This is a genomic window from Aureliella helgolandensis (assembly GCF_007752135.1).
Taxonomy (GTDB): domain Bacteria; phylum Planctomycetota; class Planctomycetia; order Pirellulales; family Pirellulaceae; genus Aureliella; species Aureliella helgolandensis.
Genome location: NZ_CP036298.1, coordinates 7,405,339 through 7,420,199 on the forward strand (window position 1 = coordinate 7,405,339; position 14,861 = coordinate 7,420,199).

Annotated in this window: 12 protein-coding genes; 7 read left to right on the forward strand and 5 right to left on the reverse strand. The window is 57.1% G+C overall.

Annotation, left to right across the window (positions count from 1 at the left end):
* The 3 genes from Q31a_RS30555 to Q31a_RS26195 form a co-directional block, all read right to left on the reverse strand.
* On the reverse strand, positions 1–138 hold the full coding sequence (locus Q31a_RS30555) for a hypothetical protein (RefSeq protein WP_197355750.1): 138 nt from the start codon (positions 136–138) through the stop codon (positions 1–3).
* 359 nt (positions 139–497) lie between these two features.
* The gene (locus Q31a_RS31215; protein WP_145084681.1) at positions 498–761 is read right to left on the reverse strand and encodes a DUF1580 domain-containing protein; all 264 of its coding nucleotides are present in this window, start codon (positions 759–761) and stop codon (positions 498–500) included.
* Positions 762–1,596: 835 nt separating this feature from the next.
* Positions 1,597–2,403, reverse strand: a complete 807-nt coding sequence (locus Q31a_RS26195) for an FkbM family methyltransferase (protein WP_145084685.1) — start codon at positions 2,401–2,403, stop codon at positions 1,597–1,599.
* A 527-nt stretch (positions 2,404–2,930) separates the two neighbouring features.
* Between Q31a_RS26195 and Q31a_RS26200 the strand changes: the two genes are divergently transcribed.
* The 3 genes from Q31a_RS26200 (at position 2,931) to Q31a_RS26210 (ending at position 6,306) form a co-directional block, all read left to right on the forward strand.
* Positions 2,931–4,733, forward strand: coding sequence for a sensor histidine kinase (locus Q31a_RS26200; RefSeq protein WP_145084689.1), 1,803 nt, complete (start codon positions 2,931–2,933; stop codon positions 4,731–4,733).
* A 109-nt stretch (positions 4,734–4,842) separates the two neighbouring features.
* Positions 4,843–5,520, forward strand: coding sequence for a phosphate signaling complex protein PhoU (gene phoU / locus Q31a_RS26205; RefSeq protein ID WP_145084692.1), 678 nt, complete (start codon positions 4,843–4,845; stop codon positions 5,518–5,520).
* Positions 5,521–5,559: 39 nt separating this feature from the next.
* Entirely contained in the window at positions 5,560–6,306 is a 747-nt protein-coding gene (locus Q31a_RS26210) for a response regulator (RefSeq protein ID WP_145084695.1), read from the forward strand.
* On the opposite strand, the gene Q31a_RS26215 is transcribed toward Q31a_RS26210, so the two are convergent.
* The gene (locus Q31a_RS26215) at positions 6,303–7,532 is read right to left on the reverse strand and encodes a glycosyltransferase (RefSeq protein ID WP_145084699.1); all 1,230 of its coding nucleotides are present in this window, start codon (positions 7,530–7,532) and stop codon (positions 6,303–6,305) included. The two genes, Q31a_RS26210 and Q31a_RS26215, sit on opposite strands and share 4 nt — an antisense overlap.
* A 385-nt stretch (positions 7,533–7,917) precedes the next feature.
* Here Q31a_RS26215 and Q31a_RS26220 point away from each other — a divergent pair, with 385 nt between their 5' ends.
* From Q31a_RS26220 to Q31a_RS26235, 4 genes are all read left to right on the forward strand, one after another.
* The gene (locus Q31a_RS26220) at positions 7,918–9,255 is read left to right on the forward strand and encodes a M48 family metalloprotease (RefSeq protein ID WP_145084704.1); all 1,338 of its coding nucleotides are present in this window, start codon (positions 7,918–7,920) and stop codon (positions 9,253–9,255) included.
* A 338-nt stretch (positions 9,256–9,593) separates the two neighbouring features.
* On the forward strand, positions 9,594–9,851 hold the full coding sequence (locus Q31a_RS26225; protein ID WP_231690944.1) for a BON domain-containing protein: 258 nt from the start codon (positions 9,594–9,596) through the stop codon (positions 9,849–9,851).
* Positions 9,852–10,254: 403 nt separating this feature from the next.
* On the forward strand, positions 10,255–10,773 hold the full coding sequence (gene tpx, locus Q31a_RS26230) for a thiol peroxidase (protein ID WP_145084710.1): 519 nt from the start codon (positions 10,255–10,257) through the stop codon (positions 10,771–10,773).
* A gap of 365 nt (positions 10,774–11,138) precedes the next feature.
* Positions 11,139–11,525 (forward strand): RNA recognition motif domain-containing protein, encoded by a 387-nt coding sequence (locus tag Q31a_RS26235; protein WP_145084713.1) that lies wholly within the window; start codon positions 11,139–11,141, stop codon positions 11,523–11,525.
* A 419-nt stretch (positions 11,526–11,944) separates the two neighbouring features.
* Here the strand turns inward: Q31a_RS26235 and alaS are convergent, their stop codons facing one another.
* Positions 11,945–14,758: an alanine--tRNA ligase gene (gene alaS, locus Q31a_RS26240; protein ID WP_145084716.1), complete on the reverse strand. Its 2,814-nt coding sequence runs from the start codon at positions 14,756–14,758 to the stop codon at positions 11,945–11,947.
* Between the last annotated feature and the right edge of the window lie 103 nt (positions 14,759–14,861).

The following is a 14,861-nucleotide window of genomic DNA, read 5'->3' on the forward strand; positions in this document are numbered from 1 at the left end:
CTAGAAGTCCTGCAGCGCAGCCTCAAGTTCGCTTTGCTTCTCGACCAGATTCGATATTGGGCTCGACAACTCCCCTCCCTCTTTCACGTTTCGCTGAAACCGATCCGCTTCCAACTTTCCATTCACGGTACCTTGCATGCATCACAGCCTCCTAGGCCGGTTTCTGGCTTAGAGATTCGGTATTTCTTTGCGTGACAATGCGGACATTCGAAGTTCCGCCCGCGGGTCACAGCGTCTTCAGGAAGCCCCAACGCCCGACAAATGTCGGAAATGGGCAGGTACTCAATAGGACCGAAAGATCTCGCAGGCGACGTTGAATTTTCGGAACCTGGAGTTTGGGTTTTGGAAAGCGCAGCAGACATGGTATACTTCTGGTAATGAAAACGTTGGTTGGTAAGATGCCGCGGCCATCAGCTCGTCACTGCATGACCGCAACCAGAAACTCGCGAAACCTCGGGGCACGTGCCTCGAGGTTTTGTCATTCCGGGGACTAGGGATTAAATGCCAGCCTCTGCCAGCTCTTTGTCCGCCCATTCGTCGATCTTGCGTTTCTGAGCCGTCGTGATCGGCTTGACCGGCGTCCGGCTGTCACCAACGCTGTGCCCCACTTGAGATTCCTCTGCAAACCTCTGCACAGCTTCTGGGGTTGTCATCCACTGGCATCCGAGCTTCCACATTTGGATCTTCCCTTGCTGCCTCCATCTCTCCAGCGTGGATTTGTGGGGACGATAGCCTACCGAACCGTTGATATCGGGCGGCAAGAGGCGTTCCGGCTGGCACGCTCACACCAAGGCCAAATCTTCCGGTGGCCGGGCAGGAAAGCTACGACAAGTCGCAGCACTCCATATGGACTGCGATGACTTGTCATCGCTTTGCAGGCAATGCGCGGATAGGGAAAGATTGACCACCGAGCGGTTGAGCTCGGGTGGCTAGGGGATCTTCTTGCTGGCACGTTTATCCCCAAGGCCAAATCTCTCGGCGGCCGGGCAACAAAGCTACAACCAGTCGCAGCACTCCATATGGAGTGCGATGACTTGTCATCGCTTTGCAAGCAATGCGCGGGCAGTTGAAGATAGCCTACCGAGCGGTTGACTTCGGGCGGCGGCAGGCTTTCCGGCTGGCACGCTCACACCCAAGGCCAAATCTCTCGGCGGCCGGGCAAGAAAGCTACGACGAGTCGCAGCACTCCATGTGGACTGCGATGACTTGTCATCGCTTTGCAAGCAATGCGCGGGCAGTTGAAGATAGCCTACCGAACCGTTGATATCGGGCGGCAAGAGGCGTTCCGGCTGGCACGCTCACACCAAGGCCAAATCTTCCGGTGGCCGGGCAGGAAAGCTACGACAAGTCGCAGCACTCCATATGGACTGCGATGACTTGTCATCGCTTTGCAAGCAATGCGCGGATTGGGAAAGATTGACCACCGAGCGGTTGAGCTCGGGTGGCTAGGGGATCTTCTTGCTGGCACGTTTATCCCCACTGGCAAATCTTCCGGTGGCCGGGCAAGAAAGCTACGACCAGTCGCAGCAGTCCATATGGAGTGCGATGACTTGTCATCGCTTTGCGAGCGTTGATCCCCCGCGGGGTCAAACTGGTTCAATGTTCAGCAGTATCGAAGCGCGCGTAAAGATCGCCGAAATCGGTGGGTGCCACCGCCAATAGGGCCTGCTCTATCTCCTCCGCGTCAACCCAATCTGGAAGGGAAAATTCCATCGATTCACCCAGGCTTATTTGGAATCGGACAGGACCGATCCGATCCAACTTCCGGACGCACTCCATCGTACTGCGCAAGAATTCTGGAGCAAATTCCATTGAAATCGCACCGACCGGCGTAGACAATCCTGCGACAACTTGCTCCTCAAACCCCTCTACGTCGATTTTGATGAAGGCGGGGCGCCCGTATTCAGCGATAAGATTGTCGAGCGTATCCACCGACACCGTCTGTTTTTTATCCCACCGGCAATCCGCGAAACGGCCACTCTCCTTGACCGAACGAACCCACTCGGACGACAGCGTGGAAATGGTATCCAACGGACTGATCAACATTTCGGCCTGGCCAACACTGGCCCCCAACGCCTTGCGGACCAAATGAAAGTTCGCCGTATCCGCGAAGGCAGTTTCGAGAAAATCGGCGCAAGCCACCTGAGGCTCAACGGCCACCACCACCGCCCCTAACTTGGAGAAGATTTTTGCGCGATTCCCAACATTTGCCCCGACATCGAAGACCAGGTCTCCCGGAGAGATGAATTGCTGGTAAAAGTTCAGCCGCTGCTGATCCTCGCTCGACCACTCCTTGAACTGCTGAGTGAGTCGCCGCAGCCTGCGTCGCTTTGAGAAGTACTCGCGAATCGGCCGCAGCGGCGTCCTACCGGCGAAATCCTTCACTATTTGCTCGACTCCCATTTCTAGCCTCTAAGGAATTTCCAGCTCGTAAAGCAGGGGCCTAACCACCTCGTTGGGTCGGCCGCACAACCGCCCCATAAGCCCTTTATGCCTATTCAATCCGTGGATCGTAACATATCGGCAGCAGGCTGGCACTTCCACTCCCCTCTGCCCCGAATCGTCGGTTCCCCCTAGCACTGGCCCCCTGAAAACTCACTGCAAATCGTCCGGACGGGCGGAGTAGCCAGATGACAGCCACACGCGCCGCTCCCCTGCGCTTCCAGGACCGCCTGGAAGCTAGGAAACCAGGCTCCAGGCGGGGGCAACTGGGCTAACTCATGCCAGCAGGCGGCCTGGTACGTGAGCACTGCAGAGCGCGCTGCATCTCGCGGCCCACTAGAGCGGCAATCCTCTTCACGATGAAGATACCGCGAAGAAAAGGGGCTTTGCCTTGCGAAATAGGGCGGACGCGCCCATGATGAGTCGCAGCACGCTTTACCTGGGTGCCGCCGGTAACTGCGGCCCAAGCCCTTCCTCCGGCTCATCCAATGAGATTTCAGTTTGCGTTGGCATTTCTCTGGCTTTTCGGCTCTAGCCTCGTATTGTGGCTTGGGAGCAGCTTCCTGTTTGAGCAAGAGGAACGGGGAATCGCTGAGCGATTCCAACGCGACACCCGCCTATTGCAACAGGCGCTGACGGAGTTCGAGTGGCCGACTCCCTGGGAGGTCGCCCCCGAGTGGGAGCGACTGGAAACCGAATTCGATGTCGACATGATCCCGCTGATCCTGCCAAAGCCCCCAGGTACGGGGAGCATGGTCGTCGTCTCGCCAGCCGCCAACTCTCCAGCAACAGAATCGTCGGCGGCCGCCATCATGCCCCACTGGCACCCCACGATTCGCGGTATGGCCCAATTGCAAACGACGGCCGAGTTAACCTTGCGAAGCATTCCTCGCAATGCCGGTGAGCGGCAAGTAGCGGAAAAGAGCTTATTTGCGGCGGAAGGGGCTGAGCAAAAAGTGCATGTCTTATTTGCCCGAAAGGTACTGCGGAGTTCGCAGCAGCGTTTGTGGTGGATTAGTGGTGGAGCGATTTTCGCGCTCGGTACGTTGCTGGCCACCGCCTTAGTGGCCAACTACATCTCGCGGAACAAACGCGAATACGCAGCGTTCTCCCCTTGGAACCGGGTCGCGCAGAGCCCTCCACCTCACGATCAGCCTCTCCAACTTCCCCACCTGCCCGCCACCACCCCGCTGTGCCTCTCGCTCGATGCGGTTGCCGACGCAGTGAATGCCAATACCAATCAACTTCACAACGCCAACCAACGCAGCAACTTAGCCCTCGGCAACCTTCAGGAAGGCGTCTTGGCCGTGGACGACCAATCCCGCGTGCTGCTAGCCAACCAGGCGGTGCACGAACATCTCGAACTGGCCAACGAGCCTTACCTCTACCGTCCGTTCCTGGAAGTGGTCCGCGTCCCCCTTTTAACCGAGATTGTGCAGCACGTTTTATCACGTGGCACTCCTCGTGAAGAAACGGGCGAAATCGGTACGCGCGCCCGAGCGCTGCGAATACTAGGGCGTCCCCTGCCGCTGGGAAACGGCTGCAATGGCGTGCTGATCACGATTCGCGATGAAACCTTGCTGAAACGGATCGATGCCGTGCGCAAGGACTTTATCGCCAACGCATCGCATGAGTTGAAAACGCCGCTGGCAGCAATCCGGGCGTACGCCGAAACACTTCAGATGGGGGCCTTGGACGATCGCGAAGCTGCTGAAAAATTTGTGGCTAGTATCATCTCACAAGCCGATCGAATTGACGGATTGGTCAAAGGCATGCTGCAACTGACTCGCGTTGAATCGAACAGTGCGTTGAAGATGGAAGCCTTCGACGCTGCCGAGGCCCTGGAACCCTGTTTAACTGCAGCCCGGGCCATGTCTCTCAGTAAATCCATCCAACTTGAGCTCCAGCTCCCCGAACACCCACTGATCATCCAAAGCGACCGCGATGGCTTCCAAACCATTGCCAGCAATTTGCTATCCAACGCAGTGCGATACACGCCCGAAGGAGGCAAGGTGCAAATCAGCCTGACAGAGACCCCCCAGCATTGCGTACTGAGCGTTATCGACAATGGTATTGGAATTCGCGAAGCCGACTTGGAACGGATCTTTGAGCGATTTTATCGAGCCGAAAAAGGCCGCTCTTCCGATACCGGCGGGACCGGACTGGGTCTGTCCATCGTCAAACACCTCATTAACGCATTGGGGGGAAGCGTCACCGCTACCAGCCAGCTCCAATCGGGGAGCTGCTTCGAAGTCCGATTGCCATTGCCAACTCGGAGGCAAACTTCTTAACTTAATCTTCACCCTGTCATGGGTAGCTTGTGGCAGCATGGTGTTTAATCTGTAGTAGGCTCCAATACACGCCTCCCCATTTCGCCTTCCTTAAAGGTACGCCCCACGCATGTCGCGGCATCTCAATCATGACTTGCAAGACGCCTATCATCGCCTCCTCGCCCTCTCTGGCGAGGTGGAGGAGATGATCAACATGGCGGTCAAAGCTTTGATGGAACGCCGCCAAGATCTATCGCAGCAAGTCATTGACGCGGATTGCGACATTGACAAGGCAGAGGTTCGCATCGAAGAGGAATGCCTTAAGATGCTAGCCCTGCACCAACCCGTCGCAGCCGATTTGCGTCGTTTGACGACGATGATGAAAGTGAACAACGACTTGGAACGCATGGCGGATCTTGCTTGCAATATCGCCGAGCGCGCGAGCTCGTTGGTTGAGTATCGCGATTTTCCCATCCCAGAGTTAATTCGCAGCATGGCTCAGCGATCGGTCTCCATGGCGCGCGACTCGCTCAATGCCTTTGTCAATCTGGACACCGAACTCGCCTACCAAGTTATTCAGAGCGACGACCACGTCGACGCGGCCAACGTGGCAGTGATTGGCGAGCTGGTCGAGCTGATGCAGCGCGATCCGCAATCGGTGGCTCCTGGGCTGCATTGCTTCTCTGCATCCCGGCACCTGGAACAAATTGCCGACCATGCCACTGCGGTAGCGGAAGATGTGATCTACATGGTCCAAGGGGTAATCGTCCGCCACCAGCAAACCCCGCACAGTCTAGCCTCGCATTGATGTTGCGGTGTCTCCCTTTAGAAACGCAAAGGCCAACCCATGTCGAAGACTAAAGTGTTGATCATTGAAGACGATCACTCACTCTCCGATATTCTCTTTTACAACTTGCAGAAGGAAGGCTTCAATGTGTTTTGCGCCTTCGATGGCCGCGAGGGAATCGAGCAGGCGATGCTCAAGCAACCCGACATCATCGTACTCGACCTAATGCTGCCGCGGGTCAACGGCATGGACGTCTGCCGGCACCTACGAAAACAGAAGGAAACCCGGCACGCTGGCATCTTAATGCTAACCGCCAAAGGTGAGGATCTCGACCAGATCGATGGGTTCGAAGCGGGTGCCGATGACTATGTCGTCAAGCCTTACAGCGTCCGTGTCTTGCTAGAACGCATTCGCGCCCTGCAACGGCGGAGAACCACCGAAGAAGCTAGCGAACCTGCCGTCGAAGCATTGGAAAGCATGGGCATCCGAGTTGACCTGCGTCGCCACGAGGCCTCGCTGAACGGCACGCCTCTCGAACTGACCCGCAGTGAGTTTAAGCTGCTGCACACGCTCATTGCTGAACCGGGGAAAGCGTTTGATCGAAGTGAATTGATCGAATCGGCTTTGGGGGAAGATACTCTCGTCCTAGAGCGAACCATCGATGTCCACATTCGCGCCATTCGCAAGAAACTGGGGGACATCTCTGATGCCATCGAAACGGTACGTGGCGTCGGCTACCGGTTCAAGGAACCAACAGCACCCACCGCTACGAGCCTGACCGGACAAGCCGTCGCCGACGGCGCCTAGGCATCGAGGATTGCATCCCACGCTGGCCCCAGCGCGTCCCAACTGTAGCCGCTCGCAATTGATTGCGCAGCATGCCCCATTTGCTGCCGAAGAGCTGGATTCTCAGCCAACATCAAGATCGAGGTTGCTAAAGCTCCAAACGCATTAGCTACGCTAGCCTGGCCCTGCTCGGCCACCACCGGAACCACTCTCACGCCCTCCCCTGCCCTACTGAGCACTTCAATCGCCGAACTACAACGCGTCGCCACGCAGGGCAATCCGCACCGCATGGCCTCGAGCAGCGCCAGGGGAAATCCCTCATAGCGACTCGGCAGTACAAACAAGTCCGCCTGAGCATAAAGCGAAGCTGGGTTTTCAATCCACCCCAGGAATTGGACGCGTGGCATCTCGCGGGCTTGCTGCTCCAATTCGTCCCGCAAAGCTCCCTCCCCGGCAATCAGCAGCTGCCAATCGGGCAATTCCCCAGCCACCTCAGCCCAGGCTCTCAACAGCTCAGCACAACCTTTCTCTTCACTCAGCCTACCGACGTACAGCACCGAACGCATGCCCGCTTTGCCGCGACCACTGCTCAGCTCTAATGACTGGCCCGCGGGTGGCAGGCTGATAGCTGGCGGGATCACACGAAACTTGTCCGCCGCGATCCAACGGGTCATGTAACTGGCAATTTCTTCGGTTAATACATGGCATCCCGTACAGCGAGGGTAACTACGCTTGCGCCACCTTTCCCACAAGGGACTAAGGCGTTGATGGCCTGGGTGACTGTGCTCGGAGATCCAGTGTGGGACTTGCAAACCACGCGTTGCCTCGAGAGACACGATGTTCATCTGATCGGAAAAGCTTAAGACGAGATCGGGGCGTAGCCTTCGCAAAGTTTTTCGTAGCAAGCGTACGCGACGCACGTTGGCGAGCACTCCCGCTAGCGTTCCGTGACTGACTTGCTGGACCCCCAGCCCGATCCGTTGCACCGAGCTTAGCAATGGGTATTCTTCACTTCGAATCCTGTCCCAGGTGACAAGGTGGACCTCGTGCTGGGCACTCCAACGGTTTGCCAATTCGCTCATCCACCTCTCTGCTCCGCCGCCGTGCAAACCATGAATCAGCAAGGCCAAACGCCGCCTGCCTGACGCCCCTTCGGCTGCGAGGAGTGGCTGCTGCGGGCCCATCCGCGGGAAGGCCTGGTCCTGGGAGGCTGGGCGATGGGAGAGCGTTTTTTTCATGGGAAGCATCGTTGCCTGCTGATTGAAAATAAAATGCGACCTCTTCCTAAGCAGACGACGGCCTTCCGCGGATTCTTACCAATGCACTCTGACGGCACGTCCAATCTTCAAATCGAGTCGTGCCCTAGGACCGTTTGAGTGAGCCTCGCGGGGCGGCGCGATGCAGCATGAATTGCTCCGTCCAAAAGCCTCGCTGCTGGTCGCATTCCACTCGCGATCGACGGCTCGCCGCTGGCATAATCCCTACAACACACACACCGCGCATTCTACACGCGATGCCCGTGTCAGTTGTGCACATCCTACGCGACACTACCGGACGCACCAACTACTGTAGGGCGAAGCGGCGAGTGCCGCATGGCTGCTGACAACTCGGTAACAGGCACACATCCCTCCCATGATTTCGCTACGCCTTTTCCTTTTAATCCTAACGACCCTCGTCTGTCGTGAGATTGCGGGAAACACCCCGAATACCATGTTGATGGCCGCCATGCTAGCGACAGCAGGCATCACTCTGGGGATGGGGCTATTGTTCAAGGCCTCAGCTCTCACCCTGCTCATGACCACGCCTGCCGATGAACCCAATTTTGGAGTGCGCGACGAACGGTTGCAGCGAATTCGGGGTGGTCTGGAGGCAGCCTGGGTCATGCTACTGCCCGCCGCTCTACTGCTGACGGGCTGGGGCGCTTGGCTGAACTCCCTTGAGCAGAGCCACCTCCCTCAGTTTATCGCCATGCTTGGCTGGTTTCTTCCGAGTTTATGCCTAATTCTCTTGATCGAATTGACTGCCGCCCAGTTCGATGAACTCACAACTCCACCATCCCTCCAATCGCCAAATGACTGGCAAACCCATTTCAGAATTCGACTTCGGCTGGGAGAGATCCCTGGACTGGTAACCTGCCTCACACCGGTTTTGGCCATCGCATTGTTCAGCGACATTGGCCATTGGACCCTGGGGGAGGAGCATTCGGGAATCGTATTGGCGCTGTTAACGGTCCTTTCTTTGGGACTCGTCCTGAGCTCAGTTCCCCTGTGGCTGGGAAAGTGGCTCGGCACCAGCCCGGCTAAGTGCCCGAAATTGCTCGAGCGATTCATGCAATACCGCAGCGGTCTGCGGATGCCGCAACTCCAGCTCCTCACCATCGGAGGCGATGGACGGTGGAATGGTGCCGCCATCGTCGGCTGGCTCCCTCGCTGGCGGCAATTGTGGCTCGGCGAGGATCTAATCGCCGACCTCGACGACGAACAATTGGATATGGTGATGATGCACGAGTTCGCACACGTGACACGCCGGCACTTTTGGTGGCGTTCCCTGCCGATCGTGGGAGCCGGATTGGCGATGTTGCTCACCTTTACCCTCGGCCATGCATGGTTTTCTACCGTGGCGGTTGATGCCGGGCCCGCTTCGAACTCGATTCAAGCCGGGGCCCTCCCTGGCGGAATACTGGCCCCTCTCCCCCTGATCAAACTGCTAGGCTGCACGACTGCCGTCCTGGCGTTGCTGCTAGGACTCAGCACGGCAGCTAGAGTCTGCGAGCTGGACGCAGATCGCGAGGCCTGCCACCTGGCCGTCTTGCATTGCAGTTGGGCCCAGGGCGAGCCCGCGCGCGCGGCCGCTCGCCTATCCCAAGCCTTGGTCGCCATACTGGCCGACTCTGCCGCCACCCAGCGGGCAACGTGGCTCCACCCCAGCCTCACCAAACGGCTGGAGAATCTGGCGCGACTCTCGGCCTAGGAGCGGTTTCCAGGGCTTCGGTCCTGGCATTTCTCGGCCGGTGAATACGCTCGCAACTAAGGCGTAATAGCCGCCACACACCGCCGCGACAGGAAACCAAGGCTCCGTTGTGCCTCATGACCCGAATTCCACCGCCCACGCTCGCGCGATTGCTACAACCGTCTCGATTCCTAGGAGCCGGTAGAACATTTAGCCTAGTTCACGGGTTTCAGGCCGATGGTAGGTTAGCTGTGATGTAGGTTTTCCCAGCGGTCGATGTATGGATACAGGCTCATGCTCGACGCCATCCTCAACAGCCTTCAATTGGCCCCGCAAGCCTCCAAATGGAAAGGGTGCACGTGGCAACCACGACTTCTTCAACCAACCGTCCTGAAGCCCTCCTTCAGCGCGTAGATACAGCCCTCAAGGGGAGTCCGCACCTCATGGGACGCCAAGTTTTCTGTCAAGCGGAGTCGGGCATCGTCGTCCTACACGGCCGCGTCGGATCTTTCTTTCAAAAGCAGATGGCTCAAGAAGCATTGCGCAAGCTAGCCGGTGTCGAGAAAGTCATCAACGAGTTGGAAGTCGAATGGATGGCTTCTGTCGGCGACCACTGAGCCACCCGCCACGTCAAGCGACCTACTACCGAGCTCGTCAGTCCCATGACGAGCCGCGTCTCGGGAATCCTTTGCTGGTCGCCAATTCCTAGAGATTCCACCCTTTTCTTGAGATTCCCTGAGATTTCCTCCGCGTCCTCTGCAGGTAGACGACTTCCTCACAACGGCGGAGTGTGAGATCGCAGGCGGCACCTTGGAGTTTCGGGCGCCATGCCCTAACATCTCCACTGTAGTGCAGGTAAACGATCTCCCCGCTTTCTTTTGCAATTTCAACTTGTCCACCGCGTCCCATCGCCCCATCAACGCGTCTTATTTCGCAGTACTCGAAATTTCGTAGTACTCGGAGCGCGTCTGCTGAGACCTGCACGGACGATACGCGAGGACAACTCAGAGGAATGACCCCATGGCCAGAGCTGGAATCATCACGTTCAAGGGAAGCCCCATGACCCTATTGGGCAACGAAGTTGCGGTTGGTTCAGCCGCACCCGAGTTCACCTTGCACTTTTTTGAAGGTGGCTTGAAAACGCTGACCAAAGCCGACTTAGCGGGCAAGCCAACCCTCCTGTCGATCGTTCCCAGCCTCGATACAGGCGTTTGCCAGATCCAAACCAAGCGATTCAACCAAGAGTTGGGTGCGTTGGGCGATAGTGTCAATTCGGTGACCGTTAGCCGCGATCTTCCCTTCGCTCAAAATCGCTTCTGTGGCGCAGAAGACGTCAAGCAAATGAAGGTTGGCAGCGATTATCAAAGTGGGAAGTTTGGTGAAGATTTCGGGGTCATGATTGACGAGCTTAAGCTGCACGCTCGCAGCGTGTTCGTGCTCGACAGCCAAGGCAAAGTGGTCTACACGGAAATCGTGCCAGAAGTCACCAACGAACCCAACTACGACGCTGCCCTGGCCGCGCTCAAAGGCGCATCCTAGCCTCCACCGGCTTCTGCCCCGGTAGTCGGCCGCGGTAGTCGGCCGCGGTAGTCGGATCTCTCTAAGTACTGCTCACCAACAGCCGTGGTGCCTTGGCACCCGGCTAGTGGTCGGAAGCGGTACGCCAAGGCCAAGCCCCCCCCTTAAGAACAAGAGCCGCCTCGCCACAAGGGCCTCCTCAAAAATTGTGAGGATTCTTTCGTTCACAATTGACTCGGGATGCTCAGGATCTGATAATCCTGATGTTTAGATGCTGTTTGGTCCGAGATTCAACTGCGCGATGGTCCCTTCCCCTTCGGCTCAGGATTGGTTGAAGATCTTACAACTCTTAGGTTGAAGATACTGTTTATGTTGAGGGTCTGAAGGTGACGAATATCTACGTCGGCAACTTGTCGTTCCGAGCTACTGAAGAAGATGTGCGAAATGCATTTGCACAGCACGGGGAAGTTGCATCGGTTAATATCATTATGGATCGGGAAACGGGCCGTTCACGTGGCTTCGCCTTTGTCGAAATGCCCGATAGCGCCGAAGCTGAAGCTGCAATTGAAGCAGTGAATGGACAGGAGATTGCCGGGCGCGGTGTCTCTGCCAACGAAGCCCGCCCGCGAGAAGAACGCCCACGTGGCGGCGGCGGTGGACGTGGTGGCTACGGTGGAGACCGTGGTGGCGACCGAGGACAGGGAGGCGGTGGATACGGCGGGGACCGTGGTGGCGACCGAGGTGGATATGGTGGCGGTCGAGACCGCTATTGATTGTCCCCGGTGCACTCCGCAGTCTGTAGAGCAGGGAGGCCCAGAAGCCCCCTAGCCCTCGAATGCACTCTCCTCGAAGACACCGCCCTCACCTGAAGTTGGGGCGACACTCACGAGGCACCAAGCCTAGAGCCCAAGCCAGCTGGCGTGAGAGAAGGCCCGCCAGTGAAACAAAGCGATTCACCGACCTGCTCCGTGAATGATCGAAGCTCAAGAGGCTTAAGCAATCCGACAACAAGAGTTGCATCTCAAGTAGATAGATCTTGAAGTCAAACGCCGAGGGGCGGTGCCGATGGCACCGCCCCTTTTTTTGGAATCCTTCGATCAATCTTCTATCGCGAAGCTCGGTGGCTTGGCAGGCAAGAGTACGGTCGCGACAGACGGCGTCACTGCCATGGCTCCCACCCGCATTTTTCGAGCTAGGCAAGCATCGTCTTCATTGACTCCACCGCCGCTTCCAGTGCTTCAGGAATTTTGGCAGGCAGCTTCCCACCAGCTTGCGCAAGATCCGGTTTTCCACCACCGCCGCCACCGACGACTGGAGCAACTTTACCGATCCATTTTCCCGCACTAACTCCCTTAGCCACCAAATCCCGACTCACCCCGGCGACCAACAACACCTTATCGTCGCCAACCTGGCTGGCGAACAATACCGCGGTGGGCATCGTGCTTTTCTGACGAATTTGATCGATCCATTGACGCATTAGATTGGGAGTCGCTCCGGGTGTTTGGGCGACGACCACGGCAGCTCCGTAGACCACGGTAGCCTGCTCCAACAGCGACTCGGCCGACACTCCACCGCTCGACGAAAGTTGCTCCACTTGCTGCTGAAGCTTGGCAAACTCTTCCTGCAAGGTCGTGATTCGCGAAACCAGTTCGCCCGTAGAGACGTTCAGCAACCGCGCCGCATCTCGCAGAATGGTTCGCTGCTCCAGATAGCTGAGGCTTTTAGAAGCGGGCTTGGCGGCGGAACTAGCAACCGATTTTGCCGTTCCCTCCCCCCCTCCGGCCAATTGCTTCTTGAGCCCACGGACCGCTTGGGCCAACTCCTGAACTTGCGTATGAACGGAGGCTGGCACGCAGTTGAGGACTTCGGCCGCTTGAGAGAGTACGGACTGCACTTCCTCTCGATACTGCTTTGCGCGCTGTCCGGTCAGCGCTACGACTCGCCGCGTGCCGGCCGAAACGCTCTCCTCGGCGATCACTTCAAACTCTTCGACCTGGCCGGTGTTGGTTAAATGCGTTCCACCGCATAGCTCACGAGAGAATTCCCCCATGCTAACCATCCGCACTGGGTCAGGATATTTTTCCCCGAACAGCATCATGGCCCCCGCCTCACGGGCTTCGACCAATGGTACTGTCTTCCAGGAAATGGGAGCTGCCAGTTGCACGTTCTGCGCCACCATAGCTTCGATACTCGCCACTTCCTCATCGGACAGTGACTGCTGATTGGTAAAATCGAATCGCAACCAATCCTCATCCACTTTACTACCCTGCTGCTGCGCGTGAGCCCCGACGATGGACTGCAGCGCGTGATGCAAGATGTGTGTGGCTGAGTGGGCGCGTCGGATCGCATCGCGTCGGTCGAGATCAACCGCAGCAGTGACCTCCAGACCTTCAGAGAGCTTGCCCGAGACAACCTTCCCCACATGGATCAATAGTTCACCAGCGCGTTGCGTATCCTCGATTTCCACTCGGACACCTTGCGATTCAAGAGTCCCGGAGTCACCGACTTGCCCTCCGCCTTCGCCGTAGAATGGGGAGCGATCCAAGATGACTCGCACCGGTTCGGCCGAAGCAGCAACTTCGTTGACCAAGCGTTCCGAGCTTCCTTCGCCGACGATAATCCCCTTCACGACCGACGACGTCTGCGTTGCGTCATAGCCGACGAACTCGGTGAAACGCAAGGCTTCTTTCAACGTTTCGATCGGGCCGGTTTGGAACAATTCGCTGCGTCCACCGCCACTGACCTCTTCATGCTTCTTCATTTCTTCGCGGTAGCCGTCCCAGTCGAACGTCAAATTGCGTTCAGCTGCAATGGCTTGAAACAACTCTGGAGGGACTCCATAGGTCTGATAGAGGTTGGCGGCTTCGCTACCATCCACCATCACGCTGCCGCTGCTCGTCATAGTAGCGAATACCTTTTCGATCCGCTCCAGACCACCGCCGATGGTGGAGAAGAAATCGCTTTCCTCTTTGCAAATAATTTCGGAAACGCGCGTCACCGTCTCGCTTAACTCGGGATACGCAGACTGCATGGCGCTTGCAACCGCTGGAACCAGCTGATGCAAGAACGGATCGCGGAGTCCCATTTGATGACCGTCCAGCACCGCTCGACGCAGGAGTCGCTTAATGACGTAGCGAGCCTTTTTGGGGCCTGGCAAGATGTTCTCATGCACAGCAAAGGTACACGCGCGGACATGGTCGGTAATCCGACGCAGTCGCCGTCCATTGTCGCTTTCGTATTCGTAGTGCACCGAACAAACCTCAGCAGCGGCTTGCACAATAGGCATCAGAATATCGATATGGTAGTTGGTCGGAACGTTCTGCAGCACGCTAGCGGTGCGTTCCAATCCCATTCCGGTGTCGATATTCTTGCTCGGCAGGGGACGAAGATTGTCGGGTGGATCGCCAATCCGGTTGAACTGTGTGAACACCAAGTTCCAGATTTCAACATCCTTGCCGTTATCGAGCTGGTAGTAGATTTCGCTACACGGTCCGCAGACCCCATCGGGTCCCAAGCTAGGCGCACTGGCTGGCCAGAAGTTTTCATCCTCCTCCATCCGCGAAATACGCGAGGTGGGCAGGCCGATTTTCTCATGCCATATATTGGCTGCTTCGTTGTCGTCTTTGTAGACGGTAACCTTCAATCGGGCCGGATCAATTGCGAGCCATTTAGGACTGGTCAAGAACTCCCAAGCCCATTCGACTGCTTCCTGCTTAAAATAATCTCCGAAGCTGAAATTCCCGAGCATTTCGAAGAAGGTATGGTGATAGGCAGTGCGGCCCACATTGTCGATGTCCCCAGTCCTCAGGCACTTTTGGCATGTCGTCGCCCGGGTAAAATCGAGCTTCACCTTCCCCAAAAAGTGATCCTTAAACTGATTCATCCCGGCCGGGGTAAAGAGAACAGAGGGATCCCAGGTCGGTACCAGCACATCGCTGGGCTGACGGGAGTGCCCCTGCGACTGGAAATAAGCTAGGTACTTTTCGCGTAGTTCATCTGTTTTCATGTTATGTACACTCGTTATGCCCAAGCAATCTTGGCAAATCCGTCAGAAATTTAGTGGATGACTAGGGCCGAATGCCCCTGGGTGGCCGGCCTCTTCGCGCCCC

Excerpts from the sequence above, each read along its gene's own strand:
- Q31a_RS30555 (WP_197355750.1), bottom strand. The coding sequence starts at position 138 with ATGCAAGGTACCGTGAATGGAAAGTTGGAAGCGGATCGGTTTCAGCGA.
- Q31a_RS26195 (WP_145084685.1), bottom strand. The coding sequence starts at position 2,403 with ATGGGAGTCGAGCAAATAGTGAAGGATTTCGCCGGTAGGACGCCGCTG.
- Q31a_RS26200 (WP_145084689.1), top strand. The coding sequence starts at position 2,931 with ATGAGATTTCAGTTTGCGTTGGCATTTCTCTGGCTTTTCGGCTCTAGC.
- phoU (WP_145084692.1), top strand. The coding sequence starts at position 4,843 with ATGTCGCGGCATCTCAATCATGACTTGCAAGACGCCTATCATCGCCTC.
- Q31a_RS26210 (WP_145084695.1), top strand. The coding sequence starts at position 5,560 with ATGTCGAAGACTAAAGTGTTGATCATTGAAGACGATCACTCACTCTCC.
- Q31a_RS26215 (WP_145084699.1), bottom strand. The coding sequence starts at position 7,532 with ATGCTTCCCATGAAAAAAACGCTCTCCCATCGCCCAGCCTCCCAGGAC.
- Q31a_RS26220 (WP_145084704.1), top strand. The coding sequence starts at position 7,918 with ATGATTTCGCTACGCCTTTTCCTTTTAATCCTAACGACCCTCGTCTGT.
- tpx (WP_145084710.1), top strand. The coding sequence starts at position 10,255 with ATGGCCAGAGCTGGAATCATCACGTTCAAGGGAAGCCCCATGACCCTA.
- alaS (WP_145084716.1), bottom strand. The coding sequence starts at position 14,758 with ATGAAAACAGATGAACTACGCGAAAAGTACCTAGCTTATTTCCAGTCG.